Annotated in this window: 19 protein-coding genes; 15 read left to right on the top strand and 4 right to left on the bottom strand. The window is 64.9% G+C overall.

Annotated features, from left to right (window positions below):
* Position 1: 1 nt before the first annotated feature.
* The gene (locus P6U30_RS21095) at positions 2-1,093 is read right to left on the bottom strand and encodes an adenylate/guanylate cyclase domain-containing protein (RefSeq protein WP_407164844.1); all 1,092 of its coding nucleotides are present in this window, start codon (positions 1,091-1,093) and stop codon (positions 2-4) included.
* Between the two features lie 76 nt (positions 1,094-1,169).
* On the opposite strand from P6U30_RS21095, the gene P6U30_RS21090 reads away from it, so the two are divergent.
* Positions 1,170-1,628, top strand: coding sequence for an SRPBCC domain-containing protein (locus tag P6U30_RS21090; RefSeq protein ID WP_407164843.1), 459 nt, complete (start codon positions 1,170-1,172; stop codon positions 1,626-1,628).
* 124 nt (positions 1,629-1,752) lie between these two features.
* On the opposite strand, the gene P6U30_RS21085 is transcribed toward P6U30_RS21090, so the two are convergent.
* The gene (locus P6U30_RS21085) at positions 1,753-2,109 is read right to left on the bottom strand and encodes an MmcQ/YjbR family DNA-binding protein (protein WP_407146653.1); all 357 of its coding nucleotides are present in this window, start codon (positions 2,107-2,109) and stop codon (positions 1,753-1,755) included.
* Positions 2,110-2,235: 126 nt separating this feature from the next.
* On the opposite strand from P6U30_RS21085, the gene P6U30_RS21080 reads away from it, so the two are divergent.
* The 4 genes from P6U30_RS21080 to P6U30_RS21065 all read left to right on the top strand — a co-directional run bounded on the left by P6U30_RS21080 (position 2,236) and on the right by P6U30_RS21065 (position 5,847).
* A complete protein-coding gene (locus P6U30_RS21080; RefSeq protein ID WP_407164842.1) occupies positions 2,236-2,919 on the top strand; it encodes a GntR family transcriptional regulator in 684 nt (227 codons plus the stop codon).
* Positions 2,916-4,181 carry a dicarboxylate/amino acid:cation symporter gene (locus P6U30_RS21075; protein ID WP_407164841.1) on the top strand — a complete coding sequence of 422 codons (1,266 nt, stop codon included), beginning with the start codon at positions 2,916-2,918 and terminating at the stop codon, positions 4,179-4,181. The genes P6U30_RS21080 and P6U30_RS21075 overlap by 4 nt, the downstream gene beginning before the upstream one ends.
* The gene (locus P6U30_RS21070; protein WP_407164840.1) at positions 4,178-5,242 is read left to right on the top strand and encodes a GntG family PLP-dependent aldolase; all 1,065 of its coding nucleotides are present in this window, start codon (positions 4,178-4,180) and stop codon (positions 5,240-5,242) included. The genes P6U30_RS21075 and P6U30_RS21070 overlap by 4 nt, the downstream gene beginning before the upstream one ends.
* Before the next feature lie 254 nt (positions 5,243-5,496).
* Positions 5,497-5,847, top strand: a complete 351-nt coding sequence (locus tag P6U30_RS21065; RefSeq protein ID WP_407164839.1) for a Lin0512 family protein — start codon at positions 5,497-5,499, stop codon at positions 5,845-5,847.
* A gap of 71 nt (positions 5,848-5,918) precedes the next feature.
* On the opposite strand, the gene P6U30_RS21060 is transcribed toward P6U30_RS21065, so the two are convergent.
* The gene (locus tag P6U30_RS21060; RefSeq protein WP_407164838.1) at positions 5,919-6,788 is read right to left on the bottom strand and encodes an SDR family oxidoreductase; all 870 of its coding nucleotides are present in this window, start codon (positions 6,786-6,788) and stop codon (positions 5,919-5,921) included.
* 88 nt (positions 6,789-6,876) lie between these two features.
* Here P6U30_RS21060 and P6U30_RS21055 point away from each other — a divergent pair, with 88 nt between their 5' ends.
* The 3 genes from P6U30_RS21055 (at position 6,877) to P6U30_RS21045 (ending at position 9,860) form a co-directional block, all read left to right on the top strand.
* Positions 6,877-7,581: a glutathione S-transferase family protein gene (locus tag P6U30_RS21055; protein ID WP_407164837.1), complete on the top strand. Its 705-nt coding sequence runs from the start codon at positions 6,877-6,879 to the stop codon at positions 7,579-7,581.
* Positions 7,582-7,682: 101 nt separating this feature from the next.
* Positions 7,683-9,008 carry a dicarboxylate/amino acid:cation symporter gene (locus tag P6U30_RS21050; protein ID WP_407164836.1) on the top strand — a complete coding sequence of 442 codons (1,326 nt, stop codon included), beginning with the start codon at positions 7,683-7,685 and terminating at the stop codon, positions 9,006-9,008.
* Positions 9,009-9,218: 210 nt separating this feature from the next.
* The gene (locus P6U30_RS21045; RefSeq protein WP_407164835.1) at positions 9,219-9,860 is read left to right on the top strand and encodes a glutathione S-transferase family protein; all 642 of its coding nucleotides are present in this window, start codon (positions 9,219-9,221) and stop codon (positions 9,858-9,860) included.
* 65 nt (positions 9,861-9,925) lie between these two features.
* Here the strand turns inward: P6U30_RS21045 and P6U30_RS21040 are convergent, their stop codons facing one another.
* Entirely contained in the window at positions 9,926-11,476 is a 1,551-nt protein-coding gene (locus P6U30_RS21040) for a winged helix-turn-helix domain-containing protein (protein ID WP_407164834.1), read from the bottom strand.
* 162 nt (positions 11,477-11,638) lie between these two features.
* Here P6U30_RS21040 and P6U30_RS21035 point away from each other — a divergent pair, with 162 nt between their 5' ends.
* The 7 genes from P6U30_RS21035 to P6U30_RS21005 all read left to right on the top strand — a co-directional run bounded on the left by P6U30_RS21035 (position 11,639) and on the right by P6U30_RS21005 (position 18,025).
* Entirely contained in the window at positions 11,639-12,682 is a 1,044-nt protein-coding gene (locus tag P6U30_RS21035; RefSeq protein WP_407164833.1) for an alpha/beta fold hydrolase, read from the top strand.
* Positions 12,683-12,703: 21 nt separating this feature from the next.
* The gene (locus P6U30_RS21030; RefSeq protein ID WP_407164832.1) at positions 12,704-13,213 is read left to right on the top strand and encodes a cytochrome P460 family protein; all 510 of its coding nucleotides are present in this window, start codon (positions 12,704-12,706) and stop codon (positions 13,211-13,213) included.
* A gap of 99 nt (positions 13,214-13,312) precedes the next feature.
* The gene (locus tag P6U30_RS21025; RefSeq protein ID WP_407164831.1) at positions 13,313-13,681 is read left to right on the top strand and encodes an ArsC family reductase; all 369 of its coding nucleotides are present in this window, start codon (positions 13,313-13,315) and stop codon (positions 13,679-13,681) included.
* Positions 13,682-14,335: 654 nt separating this feature from the next.
* On the top strand, positions 14,336-15,091 hold the full coding sequence (locus P6U30_RS21020; RefSeq protein WP_407170501.1) for an ABC transporter ATP-binding protein: 756 nt from the start codon (positions 14,336-14,338) through the stop codon (positions 15,089-15,091).
* Complete coding sequence (locus tag P6U30_RS21015; RefSeq protein ID WP_407164830.1) at positions 15,084-15,827, top strand: ABC transporter ATP-binding protein; 744 nt, start codon at positions 15,084-15,086, stop codon at positions 15,825-15,827. Before P6U30_RS21020 ends, P6U30_RS21015 begins: the two co-directional genes overlap by 8 nt.
* Positions 15,828-15,867: 40 nt before the next feature.
* On the top strand, positions 15,868-17,097 hold the full coding sequence (locus P6U30_RS21010) for an ABC transporter substrate-binding protein (RefSeq protein ID WP_407164829.1): 1,230 nt from the start codon (positions 15,868-15,870) through the stop codon (positions 17,095-17,097).
* Positions 17,098-17,161: 64 nt separating this feature from the next.
* Positions 17,162-18,025, top strand: a complete 864-nt coding sequence (locus P6U30_RS21005) for a branched-chain amino acid ABC transporter permease (protein WP_407146636.1) — start codon at positions 17,162-17,164, stop codon at positions 18,023-18,025.

The following is an 18,025-nucleotide window of genomic DNA, read 5'->3' as shown; positions in this document are numbered from 1 at the left end:
TTCAATCGTCCGGCAGGGCGAACACCGCGCAGGGCTGCACGATGCCGCGCAGCTCATGCGTGCCGAGCGCCACCAGCGGCATCTCGGTCTCGGCGGCCAGCGCGCCCGAGACCAGCACGGTTTTGTGCAGCGGCTTGCAGAGGCCTTCGAGCCGGCTGACCAGATTGACCGCGGAGCCGATCGCGGTGAAGTCGAGACGATCGGCGGCGCCGATATTGCCCCACAAAATGTCGCCGAGATGCAGCGCCGCACCGAACGGCAGCGGCGGCAGACCTTGCTTGCGGCGCTCGGCGTCGAGATGCGCCATGCCGAGGCGCGCGGCCGAGACCGCTCGCAACGCCGCCTCGCATGCGCTGCGCGGGGTCGTCGTGACCGGGAAAATCGCGAGCAGGCCATCGCCGATAAACTTGAGCACCTCGCCGCCGAAGGCGTGGATGGCGCCGGCGATACGGTCGAACCAGGCATCGAGCGCGGCGATCACTTCGGCAGGCGGGTGGCTTTCGGAGAGCGCGGTGAACCCGCGCAGATCGGCAAACAGCAAAGCTGCCCTGATCGTCTCGCCGGTGTTACGCCGCAACGGCGCGGCGAGCACGCGCGCCGCGCTGCGCCGGCCGAGATAGGCCTCCAGCGCCGCGGTCAATGTGGCGCGCGCCGCAATCGCGGCGAGCGGTGCTGCGGTGAAGCGCGCCGCCTCGCGCAATCGATCGGTTTCATCGGACGCGAACGGGCGGGTCCCGATCCAGCCGAGCACCGGGCCATCAGCTCGTGGGCCGATAGTATCTTCATGCAGCGGGCCGGGCGCGAGCGTGGAGAGCCAGCGGCGACCGGCATCGCCGGAAGCAGCCGTGTCGAACATCGCAAAGGGCTGCTGCGGCGCGAAGCCGAGCGCCTCGATCACTTCGCTGTTGTCCGCGCGCCACAGCCAGGTGCGCCGCGCGATCAGGGGATGCGGAACCTCAAGCGTCAGCGCGCCGCCGGCGAGCGGCAGGCCGTCCGCAACCAGATGCGCACCGAGTTCCGCCAGCAGCCGGTTGGCGCCCGCGCTCTCGGCCGCAGCGTCGACCAGCCAGCTCAGCGTCGCAGATAATTGCATCGCCCATCATGGGCGCGACACGCTATGCTTGTCACGCGTTATCCCTCAAGCCCGGCCGCCATTGGAGGATGGATCGATGAGTGAAGCCTTCGTCGTTCAGCGGGAGATCCAGATTGCTGCCCCACCTGCAACCGTCTTCGCCTTCCTGACCGATCCGCAGAAGATCGTGAGCTGGATGGGACTGGAGGCATCGACCGAGCCGCTTCCTGGCGGGCTCTATTTCCTCAAGGGCTTCGGTAGCGATCATGCGCGTGCCGCGCGCGGCGCGTTCCGCGAGGTCGTGCCCGTGCATCGTCTCGCCTACAGCTTCGGCTGGGAAGGCGGCGAAGAGGTGCCGCCGGGATCAAGCCTGGTCGAGATCGACCTGATCGACAAGGACAGCGGCACGCTGTTGCGCATGGTTCATAGCGGCCTGCCCAATGCCGTGCAGTGCGCCAGCCATGACAGAGGATGGGCGCATTATCTCGGCAGGCTGGCGCTGGTGGCCGCGGGCCAGGATCCCGGTCCGGATCACGGTCCGCACCACAGCGCGTGACCTCGCACGCGCAAGGGTCTCCATAGAGGGAGTCCTCGTTGCGGGACGGCGCCCTGTTCGGCGAATCCGATACGCCGGTGGATGGCTGAGGCGAGCGGCGCGCACGCGGCGGCTCGGCGTGCCGCTATTCGAGCCCGAGCGCCTTGCGCGACTTTCGCGTCAACTTCGCTGCGATCAGCGCGTGCGCCTGATCGAGATAGGCCTTGAGCTCGGCATCGGGCAGCGCGTTGTTGCCGACAAGCTGCACCCACTTGGCGCGCGCCAGATAGGGCGCCGGCCGCGCCAGACCCTGCTCGATCAGGAGCTGGTAGGCCATGTTCGAGGTCTTGAACATGAAGCCGCCGCCGAGCCGCTCCACGAACCCGCCGCCCAGCGCAAACATCTTGCCGCCGACCTTGAAGACCGACGTGCCCTCCCATTGCACCACCTTGGTGACGGCGGGAAGGCGCAGACAGTGGGCTTCGAACGCTTTCGGCCGCATGCAACGCCGGGGCTGTGAGGGACGCCCAGCCATAGTCCGGTCCCGCCGAGGTTGACAAGTGCGACGTCGCGGCCAGCGGGAAGGATCGAATTGACACGCCACTGGCATCATGCTGGTATGTCAGCTATGCCAACCGCTTCTCTTTCCCGCGACAAGGCCTATGCGCGCATCCGCGACCTCGTGATGTCGGGCGAGTTCGCCTCTGACGAGCCGTTGTCGGAACGCAGCCTTTCGGATCGGCTTGCGCTGGGGCGGACGCCGGTGCGCGAGGCCTTGAAGGCGCTGGCCCGGGACGGCCTGCTGACGATCCATCCCATGCGCGGCACATTCGTGCGGCAATTGTCGTTCGACGACCTGCGCGAAATCCACGAGCTGCGCCTCGCGCTCGAGGGCATGGCGGCCTATCTCGCGGCGACACGCGGGCCGACTGAAGGCCTTGCCCGTTGTGCGAAGGAGCTGCGGCGCGTGAAGTCGCGCGCGTCGATCGACGTGGAGGAGGCCCAGCAGATCGGCTGGACCTTTCACGATGAGCTGTTCCGCGCCACCGCCAATGGCCGCCTCGCGCAGGCCTACGACAATCTGCGGGCACAAAGCGGCCTCGCATTGCAGAAGATGCCGCAATATAACCCCGACCGCACCCGGCAGGCGGTCAGCGAGCATCTCGATATCTATGCCGCCGTCGAAGCGCAGGATCCCGACGCCGCGCAGCAACGGATGTGGCGGCATCTGTCGTCGGCGTTCGAGGCGCGGCTGAACGCGCTTGGTGCAGTGCGGCCACGGATCCCGACAACCGGAGGCAAGCGGTCATGAGCGGACGATCGGGCGTGCGGCGTATCCTGGGACTTCCGCTCGCGGTCCAGATGTTGCTCGGCCTGATCGCGGGGCTTGTCGTGGGGCTGCTCTGGCCGGCTTTTGGCGCGAGCCTGCGGCCGCTCGGCACCGCCTTCGTCGAGGCGGTGAAGATGATCGTGATCCCGGTCGTGTTCGCCTCGGTTGCGCTCGGCATCTACCGGATGGGCACCGAGCTCAGGATCCTGGGGCGCGTCGTCGTGATCTGCCTCGGCTATTTCTACCTCGCGACCGTGATCTCGATCCTGATCGGCCTGGTGCTCAACGGGATCTTTCATCCCGGCGCCGGCGCACCGCTGGCGGCGTCGGGCAAGGTGCCGACGAACCTTGCGGTGTCGGTCGACTGGGTGAAGTTCTTCATGGACATGATCCCTTCGAACATCGTCGCCGCGATGGCCGAGCAGAAGATCCTGCCGACGCTGGTGTTCGCGATCCTGTTCGGTCTTGCGCTGGCCTCGATCGGCAAGGTCGGCGAGCCTGTTGTCGCGGTGCTGGAGGCCGTGATGGCGGCCATGTTCAAGATGACAAAATGGATCACGGCGCTGGCGCCCATCGCAGTGTTCGCAATCATGGCCTGGCTGTTCGCCACGCAAGGGCTCGCCACCGTGGTCGCGCTCGCAAAGCTCGTGGCCGTGATGTATCTCGGCCTCGCCATCATGGTGATGATCTTCTGGCTGATGCTGCTGGCGCTCGGCGAGAGACCGATTGCGGTGACGAAAGCGGTGATGGAGCCGATGTTGCTGGCGTTCTCGACGCGCTCCTCGGAGGTCACGCTGCCGCTGCACATGGAGAAGCTGCAAGCGATGGGCGTGCCGAACCGGATCGTCTCGGTGGTGCTGCCGCTCGGCTACGCCTTCAACCGCGACGGCGCGATCATGTACTTCGCGCTCGCGGTCACGTTCCTGGCCGAGGCCTACGGCGTGGCGCTCACCTGGTCGACGCTGCTGACCATCGTGATGGTCACCACCATCGCCAGCAAGGGCAGCGCCAACGTTCCCTCCGGCGGGCTGGTCGCCATCGCCATGGTGCTGTCGGCGATCGGGCTGCCGGTCGAGGCGCTCGCCATCATCGCCGGGGTCGACGCCTTCCTCGACATGGGGCGCACCGCAATCAACGTGTTCGGCAACACAGTCGCGGTCAAGCTGGTGCAACGCTTTGGTGGCGAGCTTGCGGTGGGCGCGCTGGAGACGGCGCCGCTCGCGCTGAAGACGCAGGACGCATGATGGAGGGCGACGATACGCGGCCGGACGCGACCGGCATCGTCGATCTGCGCAGCGACACCGTGACATTGCCGACGGAGGCGATGCTTGCGGAAATGCGCCGCGCTCCGCTCGGCGACGACAGCCGCGATGGCGATCCGACCGTGCGCGCCCTCGAGGCGCAGGCGGCTTTGCTGACCGGCAAGGAGGCCGCACTGTTCGTGCCGAGCGGCACCATGGGCAACCTGCTGGCGATGCTGGCCCATGGCGAGCGCGGCGGCGAGATCCTTGCCGATGGCGGCGCGCATCTGTTCAATTCCGAGATCGGCAGTGTGGTGGCGGTGGCGGGGCTGATCCCGCGAGCCGTCGCAAGCCACCGCGGCGCGATGAACGAAGATGCACTCGCGCAAGCGATCCGTGCTGCTTCATCGGCGGGACGGCCGCGACCGGCGCTGATCTGGATGGAGACCACCCATAACGGGGCGGGCGGCGCGGTGCTGCCGCTGTCGCACATGGCGCGTGTCCATGCGCTCGGCCGCAGCAACGGCATCGCTGTGCATGTCGACGGTGCGCGCCTGTTCAATGCCTCGGTCGCGCTCGGCGCCAGCGCGCAGGCAATCGCCGATCACGCTGACAGCGTGATGTTCTGCCTCTCGAAGGGGCTGAGCGCGCCGGTCGGCAGCCTGCTGGCTGGCTCCGCCGCCTTCATCGCGCGGGCGCGGGGATTCCGCCGTTTCGTCGGCGGCAACATGCGGCAAGCCGGCGTGATCGCGGCGGCAGGTCTCGTGGCGCTCGACACCATGGTCGAGCGTCTGCGCGAGGACCATGCCGCCGCCGCGCGACTGGCGCATGCATTGGCGTGGCTGGACCCGGTGCTCGCCGAGCCCGACCAGGTCCAGACCAACATTCTCCGCGTCGACGTCTCGAGCAGTGCGCGGGATGCGGCCGATTGGGCATCGCGCCTGAAGAGGCACGGCATTCTCGTCCAGGCCAGCGGCGCAAGCCAGCTTCGCCTCGTCACGCACCGGCACATCGATAGTGCGGCGGTCGAGCGTACGATCGCCGCCTTCGCCGCTGAGGCGTGACAGCTCCTTGGTCCTCGACGGTCTTTCTTCGCTCCGCGTCGGCGTCGTTCGCGACGTTCACGTGGTGCATGATGTCGGACAAAATCCTGTCGCGAGAACCTGGCCACACTGTCGTCATGCCCGCGCAGGCGGGCATCCAGTATGCCGCGGTCAGCCGATGATGGTCTGATATGATGAGCTTCCGGCTTGACGTCGCGGGTGCAGCGGACGAAGGAGGGGCGTTCCTTCGCGCCAACCACGATGAGGAAATTCTCATGACACGCGTGCGCTGTATCACCGAAATGGGCATGGGCGTCGACGTCCACGGCCGCGACGCCACCAAGGCTGCGAAACGCGCGGTGTCGGATGCGATCCGGCACTCGAGCCTCGGTTTCTTTCGCATGCTCGGCAAGACCGCCAACGACATGTTCGTCGACGTCACGATCGCCGTGCCAAACCCGGAGGCGGTCGACACCGATGCGGTGGCCAAGGAACTGCCATACGGCACCAAGACGGTGAAGGCGATTGCGGGCGGGCTCGAGATCCCGTCGGATCAGGGTAACGATCCGATCCTGATCGCCAACGCCGCTGTGATCGTGAGCTTCGACGACGGCAAGACCGGCTGATCCCGAGTCGTCAACCCACTACGGGGTGCGCGGTTTGAACGCAACGTTACGGGCGCGGGGCAGGGCGAGTATTATTCGCTGTCCCTGAAATAGTCCGGCTTGCCGGTGGTCCAGGTCTCGCCCCAATGCTGACCACCGCCGTCGACGGTCAGCGTCTCGCCGGTAATGAACTTGCCGGAGGGACCGCCGAGATAGACGCTGGCCTCGGCGATGTCCCAGGGCGAGCCCGGGCGCAGCATCGGATTGGAGCGCGGATAGGCGGCGCGCGCTTCGGCGCTGTAGACGTTCCAGCCCTCGGTCTCGATCGCGCCGGGGGCGATGCAGTTGATCCGGATGTTCAGCGGCGCCCATTCGACCGCGAGTGCGCGCGACAGGCCGATCACGCCGGATCGCGCCGCGATCGTGTGCGCGATGCCGTAGAGGCCATGAGTGGTGACCACGACGATGTTGACGATGCTGCCCGGCTGCTTGCGGTCGCGCCAGCGCTGCGCCGCCGCCTGCATCATGTACCAGGTGCCGTTGAGGTTGGTGTTGATCACCGCGTTCCAGCCCTTGACCGAAAAGTCGATCGCGGCCTGTGGGAACTGGCCGCCGGCGCTGTTGACCAGGATATCCACGCGGCCATGCGCGGCCCAGATCGTCTCGAACATCGTTTTGACGGCATCTGGATCCCTAATGTCGGCCACATGCGCGGAGGCCATGAGGCCGCGGCGTCTGAGAGCATCGACGAGCGCATTGAGCTTGTCGCCGTTGCGGCCGACCACGACGACGTCAGCGCCGAGCCGCGCAAACAGCCAGGCGATGGCGCGGCCGATGCCGCCGGCACCGCCCGAGACGATCACCACCTGGCCGGCCAGCGCATCGGATGCGAACACCGTCGGATGGATCGCGAGTTCGTCATCCGAGAGGCCAAGCCGTTCCGGCTCCGCTTGGTCTGTCATGGTCGCTCCGGCCCTTGTGGCTTGCATCGAGGTCATACATTAGCTAGCCAATTGAAGCGACGCAAAGACCATCAAAAAGATCATCAATATGGCCGATCTCTCCGCCTTTCCGATTACAAAACGCTGGCCCGCGCAGCATCCGGATCGCCTGCAACTCTATTCGCTGCCGACGCCGAATGGAGTCAAGGTCTCGATCATGCTCGAGGAGATCGGGCTGCCTTACGAAGTGCATCTCGTCGACTTCAACAAGGACGATCAGAAGACGCCGGAGTTTCTCTCGCTGAACCCGAACGGCAAGATCCCGGCGATCCTCGATCCCAACGGTCCCGGCGGCCAACCGCTGCCCTTGTTCGAATCCGGCGCCATCCTGCAATACCTGGCCGAGAAGACCGGCAAGCTGTTGCCGCAGGATGCGACGCGCCGCTACCAGACCATGCAGTGGGTTCATTTCCAGATGGGCGGCATCGGGCCGATGTTCGGTCAGGTCGGTTTCTTCAACAAGTTCGCCGGCAAGGACTACGAGGACAAGCGGCCGCTGCAGCGCTACGTCGCGGAATCCAAGCGGCTGCTTGGCGTGATGGAGACGCACCTTGCGGGGCGACAGTGGTTCATGGACGACGAATACACCATCGCTGACATCTCGATGCTCGGATGGGTGCGCAATCTGATCGGCTTCTACGATGCACGCACGCTTGTCGAGTTCGACCAGTTCAAGTACGTCGTCGCCTGGCTGGAGCGCGGCCTCGCGCGCCCTGCGGTGCAGCGTGGACTGAACATCCCCCAGCGGCCCTAGGTCGGTGTGGCTGGGCGAGAGCGAGAAAATCCGTTGTCGGCCGCGCCACGCTTCGCCATGATCGTCCCGCCCGTCCTTCCATTCGAGCCTCGAGCCCGCCCATGACCACAGACGCGATCCGGCCTGCCGTTCATCGTCATCAGCCCTGGTACAAGGTTCTTTACATCCAGGTGCTGATCGCGATCGCGCTCGGCATCCTGATCGGGCATTACAATCCCGATCTCGGCAAGGCGCTGAAGCCGCTCGGCGATGGCTTCATCGCGCTGATCAAGATGATGATCGCGCCGGTGATCTTCTGCACCGTGGTGCACGGCATCTCCTCGATGGGAGACCTCAAGCGCGTCGGTCGGGTCGGCTTGAAGGCGCTGATCTATTTCGAGGTGGTCTCGACGGTGGCGCTGGCGGTCGGCCTCCTGGTCGGCAAACTGCTGCAACCCGGCAGCGGCTTCAACATCGATCCGGCCACGATCGATCCGAAGTCGGTCGCGACCTACGTCAGCAAGGCGAAGGAGGAGGGCATCGTCGCCCATTTGATGGCGATCATTCCGGACAGCTATTTCGGAGCGATCGCGCGCGGCGACCTGCTGCAGGTGCTGCTGATCTCGATCCTCTCCGGCTTCGCCATCGCCTTCATGGGCAAGGCCGGCGAGCCGATCGCGGCGGCGATCGACATGGCCGCCAAGGTGTTCTTCGGCATCATCCGTATCATCGTCCGCGTCGCGCCGATCGGCGCCTTCGGCGCCATGGCCTTCACGGTCGGCGCCTACGGCCTCGGTTCGCTGTGGAACCTGGCAGCACTGATCGGCACCTTCTACCTCACCAGCCTGCTGTTCGTGCTGATCGTGCTCGGCGCCATCGCGCGGCTGTCGGGCTTCTCGATCCTCCGCTTCATCGCCTATATCAAGGACGAGCTCTTGATCGTGCTCGGCACCTCGTCGTCGGAGACCGTGCTGCCGCAGATGATCCAGAAGATGGAGCATCTCGGCGCCTCGCGCTCGGTGGTCGGCCTCGTCATCCCGACCGGCTACAGCTTCAACCTCGACGGCACCAACATCTATATGACGCTGGCGACGCTGTTCCTGGCGCAGGCCACCAACACGCATCTGACGATCTGGCAGGAGCTCGGCATCCTCGGCATCGCCATGATCACCTCGAAGGGCGCCTCGGGCGTCACCGGCGCGGGCTTCATCACGCTTGCGGCGACGTTGTCGATCGTGCCGGACATTCCGATCCAGTCGATCGCGATCCTGGTCGGCATCGACAAGTTCATGAGCGAGTGCCGCGCGCTCACCAACCTGGTCGGCAACGGCGTCGCCTGCGTCGTGATCAGCCTGTCCGAAGGCGAGCTCGACAAGGATGCCCTGCACGAGACCATGGCGCATCCGCTCGAGCTCGGCGAGGCGATGGAGCCGGGCGGGTCGGGCTAGAGCCACATGAAGTTATGGAGCCGTCGCAGGGGGCGCCGCCAAAATATCGAAAACAACCCCATGCAAAGTAGCCCGCGGAGGCCGGCGTTCGACCCGGCAACTTGACACGTCGGGCAACTCGGGGATATTTTTCTAATATTCAGAAATTGACGTTCGCTCGTCTCTCGGCCGCGCATATGGGCATCTAGCCCAATCCAGGAACGCTCAACTATGCTCACCGTGTATGGCGAAGGTCGTGGGTTCCGTGTTGTTTGGCTGCTCGAGGAATTAGGACTGGCTTATCGGCTGCGTCCGGTCGACCTGCTCGCAGTCGAGAATGATCGCGATTTCCTCGCGATCAATCCCGCCGGCTTCATTCCCGCGCTGCAGGACGGCGAGACGATCATGCTCGAATCGATCGCGATTCTTGAATACCTGCTCGCACGCCACGGCTCAGGTTCGCTTGCCGTCGCCCCGGACGATCCCGCCTTCGCTTCTTATCTGCAATTTCTCCACTTGGGTGAGGCCGGGCTCGCCGGGCCGATGAACGCCGTCTTGGTCGGTCGCCAACTGGCACCCGAAGCCGAGCGAGATGCCCGGGTTACCCGCTGGGCACTCGAGACATTCGAGAGCCGGCTGGGGTTGGTTATCCGCCGCCTCTCGAATTGCCCCTATCTCGCCGGCGATCGATTCACTGCTGCCGATATCTCGGTGAGCTACGCCCTTCTGCTCGGCGTGCGAACCGGCAATTACGTCCCGGGTCCTGTCGAGCGGGACTATCTCGCCCGCACGACGTCACGCCCTGCCTACGTCGGAGCGATGGAAAGCTGCCAGGCCACCAAGGCTTGGGCGGCGAGATCACCGGGATTGTAGTGCTCGGTTCATCGGAGCGGCGAAGCGCCTTTCCTCACGGCGTCTACCGCATCCTCAGAGCGGCGTCAGTCCGGGACGCCGGCCGCCTTCAGGGTCTCGCGATAGATCCTGGACATCGATTGCACCGGGAACGGAATCCGCGACAGGAAGCCGGAGATCGTGAACGCCGGATCGACCTTCAGCAATTCGCGCGCGGTCTGCATCGCGCGCTCACGATCGCCGGTCTTCACCAGCGCCACGATCAGGACGCGCAGCGCCACCGCAAATCGCCGGTTCTGCGCCAATGCCTTCTCCGCCCAATTCGCCGCTTCTGCAAAGTTCTCGTCGAGCACCGCGCAGATCGCGAGCGCGCCGGAGGCGAACCAGCCGCGCGGGTCGCGCGGGTTCAGCCGCTGCGCGCGTTCGATCATGGCGCGGCCCACCGCCTGGTTGCCGCGCATCGCCTCGATCCAGCCGCCGAGCACCAGCGCCATCGCCGAGTTCGGATTGATCGCAAGCGAACGTTCGAACAGGTCGCGCGCGGGTTCGATCTCGTCGGCCATGTTCCAGATCGCGAAGGCCGCCATCCACAACACTTGCGCGTCATTGGGCGCGCGCTCGACGGCGCGCCAGGCCATCGTCACCGCGCGCTCGCGATACGCATCGTCAGGCGTCAGCCAGCCCTGGAAATGCCGCAGCGCCTGGCAATAGGCGGACGCGGCCATCGCCGGCGCGTAAGCGGGATCGAGCGCAAGTGCCCGGTCGAGGCAATCAAGCGCGGCGGTGATGCTCTCGGGCGTAAACTCGTAGCGCAGGCTGTAAGCGCGCAGCAGCAGGTCGTAGGCGTCGAGCTTGTCGGGCGGCGCGGCGCGCCGCCGCTCGGCTTCCGCGACATGCAAGGTCGGCTCGATCGCGCCGACCACGCTCTCGGTGATCCGGTCCTGCAGATCGAACACGTCATTCGCGGCGCCGTCGAAGCGGTCCGCCCACAGATGTGCGCCGGAGACCGCGTCGATCAATTGCCCGGTGATGCGCAGGCGGTCGCCGCCGCGGCGGACGCTGCCCTCGAGCACATAGCCGACCCCGAGGTCGCGGCCGACCTCGCGGATGTCAACAGCCTTGCCCTTGTAGGTGAAGGCGGAGTTGCGCGCGATCACCGTCAGTCCACTGCAGCGGGCGAGCGCGGTGGTGATGTCCTCGGCGATGCCGTCAGCGAAATAATCCTGCTCGGGATCGCCGCTCATATTGGTGAAGGGAAGCACGGCGATTGCGGGGCCCTCGCTCGGGCGTGGACCGGCGTCCTCCGCCGTGGCGGGCTCCGGGGCGGCATCTTCCCGGACCTCGCCGACGAACCGGAGACCCTTGCTGGGCAGGGTGCGGATCAGGCGCTGCTGCTCGCCATTGTCGCCGATTGCGGTCCGTGCGGCATTGACCCGGCTTCCCAGTGTGGCTTCCGAGACGATCCGCCCGTGCCACACCGCCGCGAGCACCTCGTCGCGGCTGACAACGCGGTCGCGGGCGCGAATGAGGAATTCGAGGAGGTCGAAGACCTGTGGCTCGACGGCGACCAGCGCGTCGCCACGGCGCAGCTCCCGGCGGTCCGGGTCGAGAGTGAAGTTGTTGAAGTGATAGAGCAAATTCGAACGTCCGGAGCCGGAGCCTGTGCAGGTGGCGGAACCTAGCACAGGCCGGCGCGAGCCAAAATCAAGACGGTCTGAAGGGCAAATCCACGGCCTCTCAAAGCAAACCGGCGAGGGGTCTGGCATGGTCCTCAGCGACACAAGACGCAGGAGATCGCCATGTCGCAATTCATCAATCAGCAACGCCGTAGCTTCCTTGGCATCGCCGGCGGGGCGCTCGCGGCAGCGGGCTTCGGCATCATCGCACCGGCGCGTGCGCAGTCGAAGGCCACGGCGCTGCCCGCAATCAAGCGTGGCGCCCGTCGCTCGATTGGTCCGGTGAAGCAGATCAACGCCGGCGTACTCAACGTTGGCTATGTCGAGATGGGGCCGGCCTCCGGTCCCGCCGTCATTCTGCTGCACGGCTGGCCCTACGATATCCACAGCTATGCCGACGTCGCGCCGGCGCTGGCGGAAGCGGGGTACCGCGTGATCGTGCCCCATCTGCGCGGCTACGGCACGACCCGCTTTCTGTCGACGGACACCATGCGCAGCGGCCAGCCGGTCGCGGTTTCCGCCGACATCATCGCGCTGATGGATGCGTTGAAGATCGAGAAGGCCGTGCTCGGCGGCTACGACTGGGGCGCGCGCACCGCCAACATCATGGCGGTGCTGTGGCCCGAGCGCTGCAAAGCGATGGTCTCTGTCAGCGGCTACCTGATCGGCAGCCAGCAGGCCGGCAAGGTGCCGCTGCCGCCGAAGGCCGAGCTGCAATGGTGGTACCAGTTCTATTTCGCGACCAAGCGCGGCCGCGAAGGCTACGCCAAGAACCGGCACGATTTCGCCAAGCTGATCTGGCAGCTCGCCTCGCCGAAGTGGCAGTTCGACGACGCCACCTATGATCGCAGCGCGGCGGCATTCGAGAACCCCGACCACGTCGATATCGTGATCCACAATTACCGCTGGCGGCTTGGGCTCGCGGAGGGCGAGGCGAAGTACGACACCTACGAGAAGACGCTGGCCCAGGCGCCTGTCATCGCGATCCCGACCATCACGATGGAAGGTGATGCCAATGGCGCGCCGCATCCGGAGCCTGCCGCCTATGCCAAGAAGTTCTCCGGTCACTATGAGCACCGGCTGATCACCGGCGGCATCGGTCACAATCTGCCGCAGGAAGCGCCGCAGGCGTTTGCCCAGGCCATCATCGACGTCAGCAGGATGTGAAGCGAGCGCGGACAACGGATCATGAGACAGGTTCTGAAATGGGCTGTCGCCGCGATCGCGGCGGCCTGCGTCACGGCGTCGTTGCCCTTTGCCGTCGGCCATGCCGACGATGCGGCGCCGGCTTCGCCGATCTTCGGCGTGAAAATTCCAGCCGGCTATCGCGATTGGAAGCTGATCGCGGTGGGAGAAGAGACCGGGCTCGACGAGCTGCGCAGCGTGCTTGGCAACGCGACGGCTGTGAAGGCCTATCAGGATGGCACGTCGCCATTTCCCGATGGCACCGTGCTGGTCAAGCTGGCCTGGAAGCGCAAGCCCGTCGCCGGTCTCGACGGCGCCTTCATCACGGGACCGGCGACCACCGTCCAGATCATGGTCAAGGATTCCGTCAAGTATGCCGCAACCGGCGGCTGGGGCTTTGGCCGGTTCATCGACGGCAAGCCGGTCGATGCCGCGCAGCACGAGACCTGCTTCGCCTGCCACGAGGCGCACGCCCGGGATCACGACTTCGTCTTCACGCATCTTGCGCGCTGAGGCGCGGCCAATATCGATGTGGAGACAGAGGTGGTGCGATCTGGCGCTGCGATTGCGGCGGGGATAATTTCCCCGCCGCAATCGCATGGGGGAACGGCATTGACCATCACCATCTACGGCATCAAGAACTGCGACACCATGAAGAAGGCGCGCGCCTGGCTCGATGATCACGGCGTGGCCTACGACTTCCACGACTACAAGACCGCCGGAATCGGCAAGGACAAGCTCAAGCAGTGGAGTGACGAGGTCGGCTGGGAGACGCTGCTCAATCGCGCCGGGACCACCTTCAAGAAGCTGCCTGACAACGACAAGGAAGGTTTGAACGAGCGGAAGGCGCTCGCGTTGATGGCGGAGCAACCGTCGATGATCAAGCGCCCGGTGCTCGACCTCGGGTCAAAGCGCGTGGTCGGCTTCAAGCCGGATCTCTATGCCAAGGAAGTGCCGGCGAAGGCACGCAAGAAGGGTTAGCTGGATCTGCGCATTCGAATTGCATCGGCTAAAGCGCGATGAATTTAGATCGAATCGGTTTTAGCCACGCGTTCGGTTTCACCTCTCCCCGACGGGGAGAGGTCGATTTGCGGAAGCAAATCGCGTGAGGGGCCGCGGCACTAACGGGAGATCGTAATCCCTCACCCGGCGCTGCGCCGTAGCCGAAGCAGCGCTTCGGCGTTCTCTTAAAGACGGCCGCCGAAGGCGGCCTATGCCTCTCCCAAGGGAGAGGTGAAGCACCGCCGCCGCTCCAGCTCACCCAATCTCATCACGTTTAGCCAAACGCGATCGCATCGCGAGCCGCGGCAGCGTCGGGCCAGGTCGGGATCGATGATGGCGCGCGGCAGGCCATGAAAGCGCCGAAGCGCAGCGAAATACCGTCAACGGCTACTGACGGATGCGCAAAGCGCGATCGAATGCCATTCGACTAAGGACGAACCGGAACCGGGTGTTCGCGATGCCGCAGTGCACAGCTTTCCACCTTGCGTAACCGACACGGATGACGGCATATTCCGGCCCGGAGGCGGCGGGCTCCGGACGGTTTCCAAGACGTATCGGACAACCCGCCGGACATCAAAAGAACTGGCCACGCAGGCGAGAGGCCTCGCAGCGATGGCGTATGGGGGATTCTATTTGGCCGATGAGTTCATTCTCGAAACCAGCGGATTGACCAAGGAATTCGCGGGTTTCTTCGCCGTTCGCGACGTCGCGCTGAAGGTGCGTCGCGGTCATATTCATGCGTTGATCGGGCCCAACGGCGCCGGCAAGACGACCTGTTTCAACCTCTTGACCAAATTCCTGAAGCCTTCGGCGGGCGAGATCCGCTACAAGGGGCAGGATATCACCGCGATGCCGCCGGCCGACGTGGCGCGGCTCGGATTGGTCCGGTCGTTCCAGATCTCGGCGGTGTTTCCCCATCTGACCGCGCTCGAAAACGTCCGCGTGGCCTTGCAGCGCCAGCACGGTGCGTCGTTCGATTTCTGGCGCTCCAAGGCCGTGCTCGACCGCTTCAATCCGCGCGCCCATGAGCTGCTGAACGACGTCGGCTTGAGCGAATTCGCCAACACGCCGGCGGTCGAGATGCCCTATGGCCGCAAGCGCGCACTTGAAATTGCGACCACGCTCGCGCTCGACCCTGAGATGATGCTGCTGGACGAGCCGATGGCCGGCATGGGTCATGAGGACATCGACAAGATCGCGGCGCTGATCAAGCGGATCTCCGCCAAATACACCATCCTGATGGTCGAGCATAACCTCTCGGTCGTCGCCAACCTCTCCGACGTCATCACCGTGCTGACGCGCGGGCAGGTGCTGGCGGAGGGCAACTACGCCGACCTCTCCAAGGACGAGCGCGTGAAGGAAGCCTATCTGGGAGCGGGTCATGGCTGAGGCGAAACTGGCGGAAGCCCCCGCGACGGCGGCCAGCGCCGACGTGCTGTCGGTCAAGGATCTACAGGCCTGGTACGGCGAGTCCCACATCCTGCACGGCATCAATTTCAACGTGAAGGCCGGCGAGGTCGTGACGCTGCTCGGCCGCAACGGCGCGGGCAAGACCACGACGCTGAAATCGGTGATGGGCGTCATCGGCAAGCGTTCCGGCTCGATCCGGTTCAACAACAAGGAGATCATTCGCGCCACGTCCGACAGGATCGCGCGGATGGGAATTGCGTTTTGTCCCGAGGAGCGCGGCATCTTCTCGAGCCTCGACGTGCGCGAGAACCTGCTGTTGCCGCCGGTGGTGCGGAGCGGGGGGCTGTCGCTCGACCAGATCTTCACGCTGTTTCCCAACCTGAAGGAGCGTCTCACCAGCCAGGGCACCAAGCTTTCCGGCGGCGAGCAGCAGATGCTGGCGATCGCGCGCATCCTGCGCACCGGCGCGCGCTTCCTGATGCTGGACGAGCCGACCGAAGGCTTGGCGCCGGTCATCATCCAGCAGATCGGCCACACCATTTCGCGCCTGAAGTCCGAGGGATTCACGATCCTTCTGGTCGAGCAGAATTTCCGCTTCGCCTCGACCGTTGCCGACCGCTACTACATCGTCGAGCACGGCAAGGTGATCGATGGCTTTTCGAATTCGGAGCTGTCGGCCAACATGGACAAGCTCCACACCTATCTTGGCGTTTGAGATCGCCTGAACCAGAAAATTTAGGACGAGGAAATACCAGATGAGACATACGATTTCAGCGCTTCTGCTCGGCACCGCGATGGTGTTCAGCGCCGCGAGCGTCGCTTCAGCCCAGGACAAGATGGACAAGACGGTCAAGATCGGCGCGCTGTCCGATCAGTCCGGCCTTTATGCCGACCTCGCAGGTCCCGGTTCGACGCTGGCGGCGCAGATGGCGATCGAGGACTCCGGCCTCAAGGCGAAGGGCTGGACCATCGATCTCATCTCCGGCGATCACCAGAACAAGCCCGACATTGGCACCACCATCGCCCGGCAGTGGTTCGACGTCGACAAGGTCGATGCGATCGTCGACGTGCCGAATTCCGGCGTCGCGCTCGCGGTCAACAACGTCGTGAAGGAGAAGAACGGCGTCTACATCAACTCGGGTGCAGCGACCTCCGATCTGACCAACGCGCAGTGCTCGCCGAACACGGTGCACTGGACCTACGACACCTACATGCTCGCCCACGCCACCGGCCAGGCGCTGGTGAAGGCGGGCGGGGACACCTGGTTCTTCCTGACCGCGGACTATGCGTTCGGCGCCGCACTGGAACGCGACACCACCGCCGTCGTGACCGCCAATGGCGGCAAGGTGGTCGGCGGCGTCAAGCATCCGCTCAACACCGCGGACTTCTCCTCCTTCCTGCTGCAGGCGCAGGCCTCCAAGGCCAAGATCATCGGCCTTGCCAACGCCGGCGGCGACACCACCAACTCGATCAAGCAGGCCGCCGAGTTCGGCATCGTCAAGGGCGGCCAGAAGCTTGCGGCGCTGTTGTTGTTCCTCACCGACGTCAAGGCGATCGGGCTCGAGACCGCGCAGGGCCTCAACTTCACCGAGACGTTCTACTGGGACATGAACGACCAGACCCGTGCCTTCTCCAAGCGGTTTTCGGAGCGGATGAAGAACAGCGCTCCCCCGACCATGGTGCAGGCCGGCGTCTATGCAGGCTTGATGCATTACTTCAAGGCGCTGGAGGCGCTGGGCGGCAATCCGCATGACGGCGTCAAGGTGGTCGAGAAGATGAAGTCGATCCCGACCGACGATCCGCTGTTCGGCAAGGGCGAGATCCAGCAAAACGGCCGTGTCACCCACAACGCTTACCTGTTCGAGGTGAAGAAGCCGTCGGAGTCGAAGGGCCCGTGGGATTTCTACAAGCTGGTCGGCACCGTGCCGGGCGACCAGGCGTTCACCCCGCTCGACAAGAGCACCTGCCCATTGCTGAAGAAGTAATGATCATGCCCGCCGGGCACGGCGTGACCGGCGGGCCTCGTCTACCCAAGCGAAAGCTCATTCGATGCAGGCTCTATACGCACAGCTCCTGGTGGGACTGATCAACGGCTCGTTCTACGCGCTGCTCAGTCTGGGGCTTGCCGTGATCTTCGGCATGCTCAACATCATCAATTTCGCGCACGGCGCGCTCTACATGATGGGCGCCTTCGTGGCGTATTTCCTGCTCAACCTGGGTGGCATCAATTATTGGTGGGCGTTGATCATCGCGCCGATCGTCGTCGGCATCTTCGGCATGATCCTCGAGCGCACCATGCTGCAATGGCTGACCGGGCTCGATCATCTCTACGGGCTGCTGTTGACCTTCGGCATCGCGCTGATCGTGCAGGGCGTGTTCCAGAACTATTTCGGCTCCTCCGGTCTGCCTTATTCGATCCCGGATCAGCTCAGGGGCGGCATGAATCTCGGCTTCATGTTCCTGCCGATCTATCGCGGCTGGGTCGTCGTGTTCTCGCTGGTGGTGTGCCTTGCGACCTGGTTCCTGATCGAGAAGACGCAGCTTGGCGCCTACCTGCGCGCCGCCACTGAGAACCCGACGCTGGTGCGCGCCTTCGGCATCAACGTGCCGCGGATGATCACGCTGACCTACGGGCTCGGCGTCGGCCTGGCGGCGCTCGCCGGCGTGCTGTCGGCACCGATCAACCAGGTCCGGCCGCTGATGGGCGCCGATCTGATCATCGTGGTGTTCGCGGTGGTCGTGATCGGCGGCATGGGCTCGATCATGGGATCGATCATCACCGGCTTTGCGCTCGGTGTGATCGAGGGACTGACCAAGTATTTTTATCCCGAAGCCTCCAACACCGTGGTGTTTGTCCTGATGGTGCTGGTGTTGCTGGTGAAACCAACGGGACTGACGGGACGGGCGGCCTGA

The organism is Bradyrhizobium sp. ORS 111, assembly GCF_045571485.1.
In the GTDB taxonomy this organism is placed as follows: Bacteria; Pseudomonadota; Alphaproteobacteria; order Rhizobiales; family Xanthobacteraceae; genus Bradyrhizobium.
This window is presented reverse-complemented; position numbering and strand designations above follow the sequence as displayed.